This window comes from Parasedimentitalea huanghaiensis, assembly GCF_009753675.1.
Lineage (GTDB): Bacteria > Pseudomonadota > Alphaproteobacteria > Rhodobacterales > Rhodobacteraceae > Parasedimentitalea > Parasedimentitalea huanghaiensis.
Window position 1 is genome coordinate 87,055 of the sequence record NZ_WQLV01000013.1, and the last position, 16,583, is coordinate 103,637.

Genomic DNA, 16,583 nt, shown 5'->3' on the forward strand with positions numbered 1-16,583 from the left:
ACTATTATCGAGACAGCAATAATTAGGAGGAACGCGCGATGACCCAACCTGTTGATCCCCATGAGATGATCCAGGCTCCCTCGTTGGATGGGCCAAATGCGGGCTATATGCCTGGGTTTGGCAATGATTATGAAACCGAGGCTCTACCAGGTGCCTTGCCCCAGGGTATGAACTCCCCGCAGAAGTGTGAGTACGGGTTGTACGGTGAGCAGCTGTCAGGCACTGCCTTCACGGCGCCCAGCCATCAGAACGAGCGCACCTGGTGTTACCGCATCCGCCCAAGCGTGAAGCACAGCCATCGCTATGAAAAGATTGACCTGCCCCAGTGGAAATCTGCCCCCAATGTGGACCCGGATGTGGTTTCCTTGGGTCAGTACCGCTGGGATCCGCTGCCGCACAGCGACACAGGCCTGACCTGGCTGACCGGCATGCATACCATGACCACGGCAGGTGACGTGAACACGCAGGTCGGTATGGCGACACATATCTATCTGGTCACCGAGAGCATGGTCGACAGCTATTTTTTCTCGGCTGATTCCGAAATGCTGGTGGTGCCACAAGAGGGCCGTCTGCGGTTCTGCACCGAGCTGGGCATCATCGACGTCGAGCCTCAGGAAATCGCCATTATTCCGCGCGGGTTGCTGTATCGGGTTGAGGTGCTGGAAGGCCCATGCCGTGGTTTTGTTTGCGAGAACTATGGGCAAAAATTTGAGCTGCCGGGACGTGGCCCCATTGGTGCCAACTGCATGGCCAACCCGCGCGACTTCAAAGCGCCCGTTGCTGCGTTCGAGGACCGCGAAGTTGAATCGACCGTCACCATCAAGTGGTGCGGGCAGTTCCATGAAACTAAGATCGGCCAGTCGCCGCTGGATGTGGTGGCCTGGCACGGCAACTATGCGCCGGTGAAATACGACCTGCGCACCTATTGTCCGGTTGGAGCGATCCTGTTCGATCACCCTGATCCGTCGATCTTTACCGTGCTCACAGCGCCATCAGGCCAGCCCGGCACCGCCAACATCGATTTTGTGCTGTTCCGCGAACGCTGGATGGTGGCCGAAAACACCTTCCGCCCGCCATGGTACCATAAGAACATCATGTCCGAGCTGATGGGTAATATCTATGGCCAGTATGATGCTAAGCCCAAGGGTTTCATCCCCGGCGGTATGAGCCTGCATAACATGATGATCCCGCACGGGCCGGACAAGAACGCCTTTGAAGGCGCCTCGAACTCCAACCTCGGGCCTGAGAAGCTGGACAACACCATGTCCTTTATGTTCGAGACCCGCTTCCCGCAGCATCTAACAGCGTTTGCAGCCAAGGACGCGCCGTTGCAGGATGATTACATCGACTGCTGGTCGGACATCGAAAAGAAGTTCGACGGCACCCCCGGCAAGAAATAGAACCAGAGGTGCGTGTAAACACGCACCCTACACTCACAGTCTACGTAGGGTGTGTGCTTGCACGCACCACCCGAAAAAGGAACCGCGCATGTCTTTGAAAAAAAGCTGGGTCACTTCGGCAAACTCTGCCGACCACCCCTTCCCGCTGAACAACCTGCCTTATGGCGTCTTTTCCACCGCTGATGGCGACCCGCGTTGTGGCGTCGCGATTGGCGACATGATCCTCGACATGGAAGCTGCCGAAAGCACCGGCCTGATCGCACTGGCGGATTACCCGCTGTTCGACGTGCCGTTCTGGAACGAAGTGATGGATCAGGGCCCTGCCGTCTGGGCCGCCCTGCGCGACCGCCTGACAGCGCTGCTGGCGCAAGGATCCGCAGAGCAGGCAAAGGTCGAGCCTTTGCTGGTGGCTGCGGCGGATGCCGACTTGCACATGCCGTTTGGGGTCAGCGAATACACCGATTTCTATGCCGGTATGCAGCATGCCAAAAACATGGGTGCAATCCTGCGCGGCTCCCCTGATCTGCCTGCCAACTGGCTGCACATCCCGATCGGCTATAACGGTCGCGCATCATCCGTTGTGGTGTCGGGGACTGAGATCCACCGCCCCAATGGCCAGACCAAAGCACCGGACGCCGATATGCCCAGCTTTGGCCCCAGCAAGCGGCTGGATATCGAACTGGAAATGGGCGCCATCGTTGGTACCGGCAGCGAGCTGGGTCAGCCAATCACCGTGGACGAAGCCGACGCGATGATCTTTGGCTACGTCCTGCTGAACGACTGGTCAGCCCGCGACATTCAGGGCTGGGAATACCAGCCGCTTGGCCCATTCCAAGGCAAAGCCTTTGGCACCTCGATCTCTCCGTGGATTGTGACCGCTGCTGCACTGGAAAGCTTCCGCGCGCCCACACCGCCACGCGAAAAAGAGCTGCTGCCCTATCTGAACGGCAGCAAAGACGGGCTGTATGACATCGAGCTAGAAGTTCTGATGCAGCCTGAAGGCGCCGAGAAAGCCAGCTCGATTGCGAAGACCAACTATAACCGGATGTATTATTCAGCTGCGGAACAGCTGTGTCACCACGCCAGCGGTGGCTGCGAGATGAGCCCGGGTGACCTGTTGGGCTCTGGTACCATTTCCGGCGCAGAGCGGTCTGAATTCGGCTCTTTGATGGAGCTGAGCTGGGCTGGTCGTGAACCCTTCACACTGGACACCGGCGAGACCCGTGGGTTCATCGAGGACGGCGATACCCTGACCCTGCGCGGCAACGCTCGTGGTGATGGCTTCACCATCGGCTTTGGCGACTGCACTGGCAAAATTCTGCCCGCCAAGACCTGGGGCTGACCCCATGACCCTCGCGCTGGACCATATTCAGATTGCAATCCCCAAAGCGGGTGAGGCCCAGTGCCGCGCCTTTTGGGGAGATTTGATCGGCCTGCGCGAGATCACCAAGCCCGCAGCGCTGCAAACACGCGGTGGGCTTTGGTTTGCCCTGATGGGCAGCGAATTACATCTGGGAGTGGAAGACCCATTTTCACCCGCGCAGAAAGCCCATCCGGGCTTTCGCGCCACCGATATCACCGCGCTGGCAGCGCGGTTTGAAACAGCAGGCCATAACATGGTCTGGGACACTGCAATTGAGGGACGCAAACGGTTTTTTACAACAGACCCGTTTGGAAACCGTCTCGAATTCCTGCAAGAGGATTAAGACTATGGCCAAGGCTTTTGCGTCCCAAGGGGACATGACCGAAAAGAAAATCACCTTCGACGAAATCGGTGAAGGGCTCTATGCCTTTACCGCCGAAGGCGACCCTAACTCGGGCGTTATTATCGGCGACGACTCTGTAATGATCGTTGAAGCACAGGCGACACCACGTCTGGCCAACAAAGTGATCGAATGTGTGCGCTCGGTCACCGACAAGCCGATCAGCCATGTTGTGCTAACCCACTATCACGCCGTGCGTGTTCTGGGTGCCTCGGCCTTTGGTGCAGAGCAAATCATCATGGGTGATACCGCCCGTTCGATGGTTGTTGAACGCGGGCAAGAGGACTGGGACAGCGAATTCCAACGCTTCCCACGCCTGTTCGAAGGTCACGAGAGCATTCCCGGTCTGACATGGCCAACCACCACGTTCAGCGAAGACATGACTGTCTATCTGGGCAACCGCCGCGTTGATCTGATGCATTTGGGCCGGGCCCACACCGCGGGTGATATCGTCATTCACGTCCCAGACCAGAACGTCATGTTCACCGGTGACATCGTCGAAGATCACTCGGCCTGTTATTGTGGTGATGGTCACTTCAGCGACTGGGGCAGCACACTGGACAACATTGCAGCCTTTGACGTGGACGCAATTGCCCCCGGTCGTGGCGGCGCATTGATCGGCAAAGAAGCCGTAGAGCGCGCTATTGAAAGCACCCGTGATTTTGTTGAGTCCACCTATCGCCCAGCGGCCAAAGTTGCAGCGCGCAACGGCACGCTGAAAGAAGCCTGGGACGCCGTGCGGGCCGAGTGTGACCCGAAGTTCAAGGACTACGCGATCTACGAGCATTGCCTACCCTTCAACGTTGCTCGCGCCTTTGACGAGGCACGTGGCATCGACAATCCACGTATCTGGACCGCCCAGCGCGATCTGGACATGTGGGCCGCCTTGCAGGGCTAACTTGCGCCCCGGGGCGATTTGATCCAGATCGTATCGCCCCAGCCAAAACAATGAGACGATAAAACCAATAGTCCCGGCGGCCTGTCGCCGGGGACCAATCGAACTGTGCCTATGGCACACCCAACCTGGGAGGACACCAGATGAATAAGATCTTTGAAGTTCCCATGTACCCGTATGAACGCCATGCGGATCAGGATGCACCAAGCCCGGTGCGCCATAGGGTAATTGTTGTGGGCGCTGGCCCGATCGGGTTGGGCGCCGCCATTGACCTGGCCCAGCAGGGCATCGAAGTTGTGGTGCTGGATGACAATGACAAAGTCAGCTTTGGCTCACGCGCCATCTGCTTTGCCAAGCGTCCGCTGGAAATATTGGACCGGTTGGGATGTGGTCAGCCCATGGTCGACAAAGGCGTCCAGTGGAACGTTGGTAAGGTGTTCTTTGACGATCGCGAGGTCTATAACTTTGACCTGCTGCCCGAGGACGGTCACAAGCGCCCTGCCTTTATCAATCTTCAGCAGTACTATTTCGAAGAGTACATGGTGAACCGGGTCTTTGAACTGCAGGCCCAGGGTGCACCAATTGAGATCCGTGGTCGCAACAAGGTTTCGGCTGTGGGCACCCACCCTGATCATGTGACCATCGAGGTGGATACCCCTGAAGGGTCCTACAATCTGGAAGCGGACTGGATCATTGCCTGTGATGGCGCCGGATCGCCGATGCGGTCGATGCTGGGCAAGGACTTTGTCGGCCGGGTGTTCGAGGATAACTTCCTGATTGCCGATGTTATCATGGAAGCTGATTTCCCAACCGAACGTTGGTTCTGGTTCGATCCACCGTTCAACAAAGGCCAGTCCGCCCTGCTGCACAAACAGCCAGACGGCGTTTGGCGTATTGACCTGCAACTGGGCTGGGACATCGACAAGGAACGCGAGAAGCGTCCTGAAAATGTGATCCCCCGCCTAAAAGCGATGCTGGGTGATGATGTTGAGTTCGAACTGGAGTGGGTGTCGATCTATACCTTCCAGTGCCGCCGGATGGAGCAGTTCCGTCATGGTCGGGTGTTGTTTGCCGGTGATGCCGCGCATCAGGTGTCGCCGTTTGGGGCCCGTGGGGCCAACTCGGGCCTGCAGGACACTGACAACCTGTGTTGGAAACTGAAGCTGGTGATGGAGGGCAAAGCCCCGGAAAGCCTGCTGGACAGCTATGACGTGGAACGCATCCATGGCGCGGATGAAAACATTCTGAATTCCAGCCGGTCCACCGACTTCATCACGCCAAAGTCCGAAATTTCGCGCACTTTGAGAGATGCGGTGCTGGATCTGTCCGAGCATTATGAGTTTGCCCGTCCATTGGTGAATTCGGGTCGTTTGTCTGTGCCCTGCACCTATGATGGCTCGCCTCTGAACTCAGCCGATGCACTGAATGGCCCGGCCCGCAGCCGTCCCGGTTCAGCCTGTCCCGATGCCCCACTGGGCGATGGGTTTTTGCTGCCTAAACTGGCCGACAAATTCACTCTGTTGACCATTGATGCAGACGCCCCCGATGTACTTGAGGAAAGCGGCATCACGGTTGAGAGACTGGCCCTATCGGTCACCGACGACAAGACACTGGCGCTGAAAGAACGCTACCTGGGTGATGCACCCAGCGGTGTCTATCTGATCCGCCCGGATCAGCACGTCGCTGCCCGCCGTCCCAATTTTGATGAAAATCAGTTCCGCGCTGCCGTCCGTCGCGCAACTGGTCAGGAGTAACCTTATGTCAGACCAATTGACTCTCTCCCCGAATATCGATGGAGCCGACGATTTCTACGCGGAATTGCTGGCCGTCCACGAAGGCCTCAGCAAGGAAGACAGCGACGCGTTGAATGCGCGGCTGATCCTGGTGCTGGCCAACCAAATAGGAAACCGCGCGATCCTGACACAGGCGCTGGCGGCAGCCGCGCTGAAACCGGAGGTTTAACCGTATGAAAATCGAACAGATCCACCACGTTGCTTATCGCTGCAAGGACGCCAAGCAGACCGTGGAGTGGTACAACACAATGCTGAAGATGGACTTTGTTCTGGCGATTGCTGAGGACCATGTTCCATCGACGCATGAGCCGGATCCCTACATGCATATCTTCATGGATGCGGGCAATGGCAACGTATTGGCGTTTTTTGAGCTGCCAACAAAGCCGGAAATGGACCGCGACCGCAACACGCCGATCTGGGTGCAGCACATCGCCTTTAAGGTGAAAGACCGCGACACGCTGATCGAATTCCGCGACCATCTGGAAGCCAATGGTGTCGAAGTTCTGGGTGTTACCGATCACTCGATCTTCCACTCGATCTATTTCTTTGATCCCAATGGCCACCGTGTTGAACTGGCTTGCCCAGACCCTAAGGAAGAGGCGATGCTGGCCAAGCTGGATGCTGTCAAATGGGACATGCTGGAAGAGTGGTCGAAGACCAAAAAGGCCCCAAAACACGCGGAGTGGATGCACTCCAAGGAACTCAGCGACGTTTAAGCTGGACAGCGGTGCGTGCAAGCACGCACCCTACCCCAACATCACGGATCAACCGGTCACACCCCGGCTGGCCAAACCAAAGGAATTGAGATGAGCGAAACTGTTCTTTTTGACTATTGGCGGTCTTCAGCCAGTTACCGGCTGCGCATTGCACTGAACCTTGCAGCGATCCCATATCGCGCAGTTTCGGTTGATCTGGTCACCGGAGAGCAGAAGTCCCCCGCCCATCTGGCCCGCAATCCGCAGGGTCTTGTGCCGGTCCTGCAGATCGACGGATTGCAGATGACCCAATCGCTGGCCATTCTTGAGTATCTGGATCAGACCCGCAATTTGGGCCTGTTGTCTCAGGAGCCTGCTGCCCGCGTACAAGAACAGGCGCTGGCCCATTCCATTGCTGTCGACATCCACCCAGTGTGCAACCTTCAGGTTGTGGGCTACGCTGCCAAAATTGCCGCCACCCCGGATAGCGCCCGTGAAGATTGGATGCGCCGGTTTATCCGCCCTGGACTGCAAGCCTTCGAAGAGCTGCTTGGCGCCTACCAGCAGGTTCCATTTTGCACCGGAAGCACCCCAGGATTGGCTGATATCTGCCTGATCCCGCAGATTTACAACGCGCGTCGTTGGGGTGTGGAAATTGCTGATCTCCCGCGCATTTTGCAGGTTGAGGCCGCCTGCGCAGAGCACCCGGCCTTTAGCGCGGCGCATCCTGATCAAGTCAAACCCTGATCGCCCCACTTTGATCGACTGGAAGTGAAATATGGCCAATTTCAAGGGAGCTTATTTGGGGGTCAGCACCACGACCCCAAATAACCCGGCAGTATCTGACCAAATTTGGTCGGCCTGCCAGCCCTGTTGCGCCGCGAGTTTTGCCAATTGTCCCGGAGAATACTTATGTGAGTTTTCAGTGTGAATGCTCTCCCCATTTTCGAAGCCAACTGTCTCCCCCAGAATTTCGACACTTTGCGCCCGTAAACTCACAAGATGCATTTCGATCCGACTTTTGTCCGTGTTCCACCGCGCCTCGTGCTTGAACCCTGTCAGATCAAAGTCAGCGCCAAGTTCACGATTGATCCGGGTCAGAAGGTTCATGTTGAACGCCGCTGTCACACCGCTTGCGTCATCATAGGCCCGGATCAAAGTGTCCGTGTCTTTGACCAGATCGACGCCAACCACAAAAGCCACCACCCCGGGGATATCACCCATACGCCCCAACAGTGCGCCTGCGTCCTCGATTTCAAAGTTCCCAATCGTTGATCCGGGAAAGAACAAGATCTTAGAGGTGCCGTCCAGACCTGGAGGCAACGAAATATCGGTTGTGAAATCACCAACAACCGGGATCACATCCAAAGTGCTGTATTCATCAGCCACATGGTCAGCCGCTGCGATAAGATGCACCTCGGAGATATCGATTGGCACATAGCTACGCAGCCCGGGAAGCGCATTCAAGAGCGCCCGTGTTTTGGTGCTGGAGCCACTGCCCAGTTCAATCAGCGCAGTGTCATCCGTGACAAACCCCGCCAGTTCCGGCGCATGGCGACGCAGGATGCTCAGTTCGGTTCTGGTGGGATAATACTCATGTAGTTCAGTAATGGTATCAAACAGTTGCGATCCGCGCTCATCGTAGAGCCACTTGCTCTCGATGGTTTTTTTCGGCGCGCGCAGGCCCTGCAGTATGGACTGTGCAAAGGCAGACTCCGCTTCGGTCAGAAAGGAGGTTGGAACAGGGAAAATGGTCATGGGAGGTCCTTTGTCTCAAACATCATCTGCAAGCCGAAGGCCAAGCATTTGCCAACGCTGGTGCGGATAAAAGAAGGTGCGATAGGTCGGGCGCATCTGGTCACTTGGCGTCGCACAAGAACCGCCGCGCAGGACAAATTGATTACACATGAATTTGCCGTTGTATTCGCCCACTGCACCTTTGGGCGCGCGGAACCCCGGATAGGGGGTGAACGGGCTTTGGGTCCATTCCCAAACATCACCCCAGAGCTGCGTATCATCGGGATCTTGCGGCGTGGTTGGGTGATAGTTTCCTGAGTTCAGGAAGTTGCCTTTGATCGGATAATCGCGGGCGACCACTTCCCACTCAGCCTCAGTTGGCAGGCGTTTACCAGACCAGCGGGCAAAGGCCTCTGCCTCGTAATAGCTGACGTGGACGACAGGGGCGTTCAGGTCAACCGGCCGTGGACCACGCAGCGTATAGCTCCACCATTGGCCATCCTGTTGCCACCAATACAGCGGCGCATCCCAGCCTTCCCGCTCGCGCCGGGCCCAGCCATCCGACAGCCAGTGTTCGGCTGTCTCGTAGCCGCCTGCTTCCATAAAGTGGATCCAATCGCCGTTGGTTACCAGTCGGGACGCCAGCCGGAACGGGCGTAGATAAGTTTTATGTCGGGGGCCTTCGCAGTCGTAGGCAAAGCCATCTCCATCGTAACCAATTTCGACCAGCCCGCCGTCGTGATCGATCCAACCCAGCGGCGCAGCTTCAGTCACATTCCTAGGGCTTGGTTCACGGTAGGCAGGCAGTAGCGGATTGTAGGACAAGGCATGGAGCAGATCAGTCACCAGCAATTCCTGATGTTGCATTTCATGATGGCAGCCCAGGGTCGCCAGTTCCTGAATGATCTGCGCCTCTGGTCCACCCTCGGCCAACAGTTTCAACATCGCCGCATCCACATGCGACCGGTAAGCCAGCACCGCGTCAACATCCGGTCGCGATATCAGCCCCCGGTTTGATCGGGTATGGCGCGGCCCCATCTGCACGTAGTAGGAATTGAACAAAAAGGCGAAACGATCATCTGGACTTGCATAATCCGTGACATGCTCTTTCAAGATGAACTGCTCAAAAAACCAACTGGTATGGGCCAGATGCCACTTTGCAGGGCTGGCGTCCTCCATCGATTGCAGGCCCATATCTTCGGGAGTTAGACCTTCGACAAGGGAAAGTGAGCGCGCACGAACGGCCAAATACATTGCCGCAGTTTCTGATCCCGGTTTGGCGGCATCTATTGGGTGTATCAAAACATCTTGTGTCTGCACAAAAACTGTTCCTTCGGCTATAAATTGGGTCTCCCGGCTGGCCTAGATCTAGCCAACCGGGATACCAGAATTGTGACGGCGTCTGGCTTAGATCAAATACGTCGCAGCCAATCCGCCAACCCACGGCCGATCAAATGCGGGTGATCTTCCTGCAGGAAATGGGTGCCGGGGCCGACAAACCGGGTTTCGAGGTTTGTCAGGTGGGCTGTCAGATAGTCGACCACCGGCTGCGGCATCAGCGCGCCCGGCTCGGCGTAGAACAGCAGTTTTGGGATCTCGCTCGACATCAACCAAGCGCCGTTTTTGGTTACTGCATCTGTTGCGGCCTCTGGCTTGCCAGCAATTGGAATTTCACGCGGCCACTGCAATGTTGGCAGGCGGCTTTGCTCAGTTGCGTATGGGGCGCGATAGGCCTCCATCTCTGCCTCGCTGAGGCCACGAACAACGCCCATTTCAGCCAGAACTTTCTCGACAAAGAAATTGCCTTTCAGCACCATCTCCTCGCCCACACCCGGCGTGCGCAGGGTTTTGAACAGCTCTCCCGCAAGCGGCCCCATTGCCTCGTAGCTGGGGGCTGGCAATCCGGGTGGAACAATTGCCTCCATAAAGGCCATTGCGGTGACATTGTCAGAGTTAAGTCGCGCATAGCGCATCCCCAGCGCAGATCCCCAATCGTGGATCACCAGAATAATATCTTTCAGATCCAGCGCCTTAATGAACCCATCAAGATACTTCGCATGCTCATCAAAGGTGTAGCCGATGTTGGGCTTGGCACTGTCGCCCATGCCAATCAGGTCCGGAGCAATTGCCCGATATCCTTCGGTGACATAGGGAATAACATTCCGCCACAGATAGGAGGATGTTGGATTGCCGTGCAAAAACAACACCGGCTGACCTTCGCCTTCGTCAACATAGACCATCTCTGAACCCTCAACGGTGACGGACTTTTTGGTAAAGGGAAATTCGGACGAAATTGCTAAGCCATAAGGTGTGGTTTCTTCAGCCATGGCAGCGGTTCCGGCGGCACCTGCGACCGCCAGTGTTGGCAAGGCTGCTGCAGATTTCATCAATGATCGACGACTTAGGCCTGCGGGTTTCTTGTGCGAGTTCTTCTTGAACATTGGGTTCTCCAATCTTTGGAAATTTGGTTGGGGGATCAGCAAGTCACAACGACCTTGCCAAGCTGGGTGTTGGATTCCATGTGCTGAAAAGCGGCTGTGATATTGGCCAGATCAAAGGTCTGGCCGTCCGCGACCGGGGCAATCGCGCCGCTTTCAAACAGCGGCAGATAGTAGTCCACCGCAGCCTTCAGACGCGTGGGGTCGCCAAACAGTTCATAAAGCACGTAGCAACTGATCCGGGCGCCGCTACCCATCATTGCAAAGACAGGCAAGGCGGTGTTGGCCACATCAAGCCCACCGTAAACGTTGATTTCAGAGCCGGACTTTACTGCCGAAACAAGTTTCTCCAGCTGTGCGCCACCAACTGGGTCAAACACAAAATCTGCACCGCCATCACTGACCTCAATAATACGCGCTGTGATATCTTCGTCCTGCGCCACAATCACAGCATCAAACCCCTGTACTTCCAGCGCGGCCTTCTTTTGCGCGGTGCGGGTAATGCCAATTGTTTTGGCCCCAAGATGATGGGCTAGGCTATTGGCGGCCAATGATACGCTGCTGCTGGCGGCAGGCAGAACAATCCAGCGCCCCGGGGCTGCCTGTTGTTGCTCAACAAAATGATGGTACAGGGTCAGAAACGGAACCCATGCGGTGGCAGCGTCACGATCGCTCAACCCCTCTGGCGCGGGTAGAACCTTGGATGCGGGAACAGTGTTGAACTCTGCAGCATAGCCGCTGGTGCTTTCATCATCTGGCGGCAAAAGGTTGACCCGCTGGCCAAGTTTTAACCCGGTGACATCCGGGGCAATTGCATCAATGACACCCACGCCTTCGGTCCCGATACGCGCAGGGAACGAAGCTTCGTACAGGTAGGTGCCTTCGCGAAACAGGGCGTTGGCCCGGTTTAGTGCCAGGGCTTTCATGCGCACGCGAACCTGGCCGCTTGCGAGATCATTAATAGCCTCTGTGCCGGTGCTCAGAACCTCCGGGCCTCCGTATTTGTCGAAGGTGACAACCGTGTTCTCGACGTCGGTTTGCGTTGAAAATTCCGATGGATCTGCATGAGTTGTCATCCGGATCGTCCATTCCTGTTACCGCCGATTTGCTAGGCCCATCGGCTTGTGAAGTTGTGGACTGCTATCTATGGGTGCAATTTCGCGATATAACTGTTGAGTTTTGCAAATCTTCGGTGCTATTTTGCACCAATGAATGATTGGGATGATCTTCGCTATTTTCTTGCTGTGTCTCGTAAGGGATCCATAAGGGGGGCGGCGGCTGTGTTGGGTGTGAACCATTCAACCGTGTCACGCCGCATCGATGCCTTTGAGAAGAAACTTGGGACACGCCTGTTTGAGCGTCTGCCATCAGGGTATTTTATGACCCAGGCAGGTGAAGACATGAGCCAGTCCGCGGCCAAGATCGAAGCCGAGGTCAATTCCATCGGGCGACAGGTTGTTGGCCGGGATACCCAGCTGGATGGCGTTCTGAAGGTTACGCTGCACAATTCACTGGCAGATAAGCTGCTGATGCCAATGTTTGTCGCCTTTCAGCGCGACTATCCGGAGATCGAGCTGGCCTTTGACATCACCCATTCGATGGCCAATCTCAGCAAACGTGAGGCAGATGTTGCCATTCGGATCTCTAACGACCCACCTGACAACCTGGTAGGGCGGCGTGTGGTTCGCTACGCAACGTCGACCTATGCCTCGTTAGACTATCTGGAGCGGACAGGTAATCTGGAAGACCGCAAAGCCCTGAGCTGGATCGGCTGGTACGACCCGGTGCCCGATCCGCAGTGGATTCGCGACAGTCAGTACCCTGATGTATTGGCACGCAACAGCATCTGCCATCCGCTGACCCAATTGGCCGCTGTCAAGGCGGGCATGGGGCTGGCCATGCTGCCTTGCTTTATGGCGGATACGGAACCGACCCTACGCCGGGTGCCACATGCCACGGTCAATCCCAGTCGCGATGTCTGGGTCCTGACCCACGAAGACCTGCGCCATACAGCCCGTGTCCGCCACTTTACGGATTACATAGTAAAAGAGATCCTTGGCCAAAAAGACCTGCTGGAAGGGAAGTGCCCTTTTGCACCAGGTTAGGGTGTAGGCGTCGCAATATTTCTTTGCATTGCACCGGGCAGTTATTGCGCAAGCCACTCCCTGCCTTTGAGCATGAGTTTCCAGTAAACTGTCGGCAACACTGACTTTTTCAAGAACCATGCTGCGCGTCGAGGTTTGGTTGAATCCCAAGGGAAGGTTGGCATGACTTTTCCACCATAGCCAAATTCAGCCAGAATGATCTTTCCCTTTTCCACCGTGAGCGGACAGGAACCGTAGCCATCATACAGTGGTTTAGGGTCTTGTCCGTTCAGCGACGCAATCACATTATTGGCGACAATCGGGGCCTGTTTGCGGGCCGCCGCGACGGTTTTGGCATTTGGCGTTGAGGTCACATCCCCCAAACTGAAGATATTGTCGAACCGGCTGTGGCGTAGTGTTTCCTGATCCACATCAACCCAGCCACCTGCCCCGGCGAGCGGGCTTTCCTTGATGAAATCTGGCGGAGATTGGGGCGGGCATACGTGGATCATATCAAACCCACGTTCGACAATTTCAGGTTCTGCCCCTTCCTTGGTGACTTTGAACCAGGCCTTTTTTGCATCCCCATCGATCTTGATCAGGTTGTGACCGAAGTCCAGATTGATCCCGTATTTACCGATGTATTCCATCAGAGGAGGCACATAGGGGGCGCAACCAAACAGAACCGGACCAGCGTTGCAGAACGAAACCTCCATGTCCTTCAACTGCCCGGACTGCATCCAGTGGTCACAGGACAGATACATCGCCTTTTGCGGGGCACCTGCGCATTTGATCGGCATTCCCGGCTGGGTGAAAATGACTTTCTTGCCACGCATATCCTGAACCAACTCCCAAGTATATGGAGCAAGATCATAGCGATAGTTCGAGGTGACACCGTTGCGACCGAGCGCATCGGTCAGGCCTTCAACCGCGTCCCAGTCCAGTTTCAGACCGGGCGCGACGATCAGCATTTTGTAGCCGACAGGTGACCCGTCAGCCAGGATCACCTGATCTCTGTCTGGAGCAAAGCTTGCAACCGCTGCTTTGATACGTTTGACCGCCTTTGGCCAAACCGCGGTCATGGGCCGCGCGGTTTCCTCTTTCTTGAAAACCCCGCCGCCAACCATTGTCCAGCCGGGCTGATAGTAATGCGTGTCAGATGGTTCGATGATCGCAATGTCCAGCGCGCTGTTTCGTTTCAACAGACTACTCGCTGTTGCAATACCGGCCGCACCGCCGCCAACAATCAGAATTTGATGCACTACGGCCATGTTCTACTCCCTAAATGTCGCGCGATGGTTGGCGGCTGGTATCTTTATCTTTGCGGCTGGTGGGCCGTTAGAATTCTACAACGGCCCGAATGCTTTCTCCGGCATGCATGAGGTCAAAGCCCTTGTTGATGTCGTCGAGCGACAGGACATGGGTAATCATCGGGTCAATCTCGATTTTTCCGTCCATGTACCAATCAACAATCTTGGGAACATCGGTACGTCCGCGTGCGCCACCGAAGGCTGTCCCACGCCAGCTGCGCCCAGTGACCAATTGGAACGGACGCGTGGATATTTCGGCGCCTGCAGGGGCCACACCGATGATGATCGACTCTCCCCACCCTTTGTGCGAGGCCTCCAGCGCGGTGCGCATGACACCAACATTTCCTGTAGCGTCAAAGGTATAGTCCGCACCGCCACCGGTGAGTTCGACAAGATGCGCGACCAGATCGCCTGTCACGTTGGCGGGGTTCACAAAGTCGGTCATGCCAAAACGGTTGGCCATTTCGACTTTACTGTCGTTCAAGTCCACGCCAATGATCTGATCCGCGCCTGCCATCCGCAATCCCTGCAGGACGTTCAGACCAATGCCACCTAACCCAAAGACAATCGCCTTGCTGCCGATCTCGACTTTGGCGGTGTTGATCACCGCGCCGATGCCCGTGGTCACACCACAACCGATGTAACAGATCTTGTCGAATGGGGCGTCCTTGCGGACTTTTGCCAAGGCAATTTCCGGCAGAACCGTGTGGTTGGCAAAGGTTGAACAGCCCATGTAGTGCAGAATTGGTGTGCCATCGAGCATGGAAAACCGGCTGGTCCCATCAGGCATCACACCTGCGCCCTGGGTCTCGCGGATCGACTGACACAGATTGGTTTTTGGGTTCAGGCAGTAATCGCAGGTCCGGCATTCAGGAGTATAGAGCGGGATCACATGATCGCCCGGTTTCAGGCTGGTGACGCCTGCACCGACCTCTAGCACCACACCGGCGCCTTCATGCCCCAAGATGGCTGGGAACATCCCCTCGGGATCTGCACCAGACAGGGTAAACGCGTCGGTATGGCAAAGCCCGGTGGCCTTGATCTCGACCAGAACTTCGCCAGCCTTTGGGCCTTCGAGGTTCACCTCCATGATTTCGAGTGGTTTACCTGCCTCAATCGCAACGGCCGCTCTGGTACGCATCTGAATTCCCTTCGGTCTTGGTCTGATCTCACTATCGAGACATTATCATTAAACGAGACTACGTCTCGAATTTCGGGACTATTGTCATCTTGTCCAGCTTTTTACAATGCTAGAAATTGTCAGGTGCGTTGATACGCGCCTCGGCAGCGAGGCAATCAAGTCCGGGAGAGGTCAGGGCCTGCAGGAAGGCCTCCAGATCGTCGATTTCCTGACCTTTGAGGTCCAGAGGTCGAATGCGCGGGTCTTTGAAGACGTGGTCCGGGCCGCCCTGATTATAGAACTCAATAACGGAACGCAGATCAGGCAAGGCCCCATCATGCATATAGGGCGGCGTCATCGCCACATTCCGCAGCGCTGGTGTGCGGAACATCCAACGATCATCTGGGTCTTCGGTGACCTCATACCGGCCCAGATCGGCCTGAGGCGGGGCGCTAACCGAAGCCACAACAGCGCGATCTATTTCGTGGAAGACATTGGGGGCAACCTGAACGCGGGTTGTTGGTGATGGGTTTTGACGGATCTGTTCGCGCTGCCACCCATACCCAGTGTTGTGAAACTCTTGATCAGTAAACAGGGCTGATTGATCGCTAATAACGTGACACGAAGCGCAGTCAGCCTTGACTTGAAACAGTTCAAAACCGCGTGTCTGGCTGTCGCTCAACGCGGTTTTGTCCCCGCCATAATACCAGCGGTCAAAAGCCGAACCGCCGGTCGTGAGCGTGCGTTGATACGCCCCCAGTGCTTTGCCCATGCGATCCAGGGACGGAGGTGCCCCAAAAGCGGCGTCGAACAGCGGTTGGTATTCGGGTTGGCCCTGAAGGTACGCCACCACTCGCCCGACCGAGGGGTTGGCCATTTCATTGCGTGAAATCAGCGGCATGATGAACTGCGTTTCCAACGACATGTCGCGCCCGTCATGAAACAGCACATCCAGAAAGCCAGTGTTGATGATCGTTGGAGCGTTGCGTTTGACGCTGCGCCCTTCTACCCCAACCGAGGTCTGCAATTCCCAATTGGCAAACCCCTGCTCGGGGACGTGACACATGGCGCAGGACATGGTGCCGTTTATTGACATACGCCGGTCAAAGAACAGCTTTCGCCCTAGCGTAATTTTTTCAGCAGTTGGCGGGTTGTCCACCGGGTGAGGAACCGTTGGCAGGCCCAACTGTGTAGAAAGGCTTCGTTCCAATGCGCGTTCGGACCAACTGCCATCCGATGTTGGACAAACCGAGGGATCACTTTGTTCTGCGAGAAGGCCGGGCGACCACACGGTGACCATGATCAGGGCCAGTGTTGGGGTTTTCAGTCTGGAAAACACGGACATCAA

General features: G+C 56.2%; 16 protein-coding genes. 9 read left to right on the forward strand and 7 right to left on the reverse strand.

Features of this window, described 5'->3' with window-relative positions:
* Window positions 1-38: 38 nt before the first annotated feature.
* From hmgA to maiA, 8 genes are all read left to right on the forward strand, one after another.
* Window positions 39-1,400 (forward strand): homogentisate 1,2-dioxygenase, encoded by a 1,362-nt coding sequence (gene hmgA, locus GO984_RS18185; RefSeq protein WP_157024014.1) that lies wholly within the window; start codon window positions 39-41, stop codon window positions 1,398-1,400.
* A gap of 88 nt (window positions 1,401-1,488) precedes the next feature.
* On the forward strand, window positions 1,489-2,742 hold the full coding sequence (fahA, locus tag GO984_RS18190; protein ID WP_138163796.1) for a fumarylacetoacetase: 1,254 nt from the start codon (window positions 1,489-1,491) through the stop codon (window positions 2,740-2,742).
* A gap of 4 nt (window positions 2,743-2,746) precedes the next feature.
* A complete protein-coding gene (locus GO984_RS18195; RefSeq protein ID WP_157024015.1) occupies window positions 2,747-3,106 on the forward strand; it encodes a VOC family protein in 360 nt (119 codons plus the stop codon).
* A gap of 4 nt (window positions 3,107-3,110) precedes the next feature.
* A complete protein-coding gene (locus tag GO984_RS18200) occupies window positions 3,111-4,061 on the forward strand; it encodes an MBL fold metallo-hydrolase (RefSeq protein ID WP_157024016.1) in 951 nt (316 codons plus the stop codon).
* A gap of 140 nt (window positions 4,062-4,201) precedes the next feature.
* Window positions 4,202-5,812 carry an FAD-dependent oxidoreductase gene (locus GO984_RS18205; RefSeq protein ID WP_157024017.1) on the forward strand — a complete coding sequence of 537 codons (1,611 nt, stop codon included), beginning with the start codon at window positions 4,202-4,204 and terminating at the stop codon, window positions 5,810-5,812.
* 4 nt (window positions 5,813-5,816) lie between these two features.
* The gene (locus GO984_RS18210) at window positions 5,817-6,020 is read left to right on the forward strand and encodes a DUF2783 domain-containing protein (protein ID WP_157024018.1); all 204 of its coding nucleotides are present in this window, start codon (window positions 5,817-5,819) and stop codon (window positions 6,018-6,020) included.
* Window positions 6,021-6,024: 4 nt separating this feature from the next.
* Entirely contained in the window at window positions 6,025-6,567 is a 543-nt protein-coding gene (locus GO984_RS18215; protein WP_157024019.1) for a VOC family protein, read from the forward strand.
* Window positions 6,568-6,657: 90 nt separating this feature from the next.
* Window positions 6,658-7,293, forward strand: a complete 636-nt coding sequence (gene maiA, locus GO984_RS18220; RefSeq protein ID WP_157024020.1) for a maleylacetoacetate isomerase — start codon at window positions 6,658-6,660, stop codon at window positions 7,291-7,293.
* Window positions 7,294-7,344: 51 nt separating this feature from the next.
* Here maiA and egtD read toward each other — a convergent pair whose 3' ends face one another.
* The 4 genes from egtD to GO984_RS18240 all read right to left on the reverse strand — a co-directional run bounded on the left by egtD (window position 7,345) and on the right by GO984_RS18240 (window position 11,797).
* Window positions 7,345-8,304 (reverse strand): L-histidine N(alpha)-methyltransferase, encoded by a 960-nt coding sequence (egtD, locus tag GO984_RS18225; RefSeq protein ID WP_157024021.1) that lies wholly within the window; start codon window positions 8,302-8,304, stop codon window positions 7,345-7,347.
* A 15-nt stretch (window positions 8,305-8,319) separates the two neighbouring features.
* The gene (egtB, locus tag GO984_RS18230) at window positions 8,320-9,603 is read right to left on the reverse strand and encodes an ergothioneine biosynthesis protein EgtB (RefSeq protein WP_342448108.1); all 1,284 of its coding nucleotides are present in this window, start codon (window positions 9,601-9,603) and stop codon (window positions 8,320-8,322) included.
* 92 nt (window positions 9,604-9,695) lie between these two features.
* On the reverse strand, window positions 9,696-10,724 hold the full coding sequence (locus GO984_RS18235; protein ID WP_245231167.1) for a haloalkane dehalogenase: 1,029 nt from the start codon (window positions 10,722-10,724) through the stop codon (window positions 9,696-9,698).
* A gap of 35 nt (window positions 10,725-10,759) precedes the next feature.
* Window positions 10,760-11,797, reverse strand: a complete 1,038-nt coding sequence (locus GO984_RS18240) for a zinc-binding dehydrogenase (RefSeq protein WP_157024022.1) — start codon at window positions 11,795-11,797, stop codon at window positions 10,760-10,762.
* Window positions 11,798-11,929: 132 nt separating this feature from the next.
* Between GO984_RS18240 and GO984_RS18245 the strand changes: the two genes are divergently transcribed.
* The gene (locus GO984_RS18245; protein WP_157024023.1) at window positions 11,930-12,826 is read left to right on the forward strand and encodes a LysR family transcriptional regulator; all 897 of its coding nucleotides are present in this window, start codon (window positions 11,930-11,932) and stop codon (window positions 12,824-12,826) included.
* Between the two features lie 41 nt (window positions 12,827-12,867).
* Here the strand turns inward: GO984_RS18245 and GO984_RS18250 are convergent, their stop codons facing one another.
* The 3 genes from GO984_RS18250 to GO984_RS18260 form a co-directional block, all read right to left on the reverse strand.
* Window positions 12,868-14,076 carry an FAD-dependent oxidoreductase gene (locus tag GO984_RS18250; protein WP_157024024.1) on the reverse strand — a complete coding sequence of 403 codons (1,209 nt, stop codon included), beginning with the start codon at window positions 14,074-14,076 and terminating at the stop codon, window positions 12,868-12,870.
* Between the two features lie 67 nt (window positions 14,077-14,143).
* Complete coding sequence (locus GO984_RS18255) at window positions 14,144-15,256, reverse strand: S-(hydroxymethyl)glutathione dehydrogenase/class III alcohol dehydrogenase (protein WP_157024025.1); 1,113 nt, start codon at window positions 15,254-15,256, stop codon at window positions 14,144-14,146.
* Window positions 15,257-15,365: 109 nt separating this feature from the next.
* Window positions 15,366-16,580 (reverse strand): cytochrome-c peroxidase, encoded by a 1,215-nt coding sequence (locus GO984_RS18260; protein ID WP_157024026.1) that lies wholly within the window; start codon window positions 16,578-16,580, stop codon window positions 15,366-15,368.
* Between the last annotated feature and the right edge of the window lie 3 nt (window positions 16,581-16,583).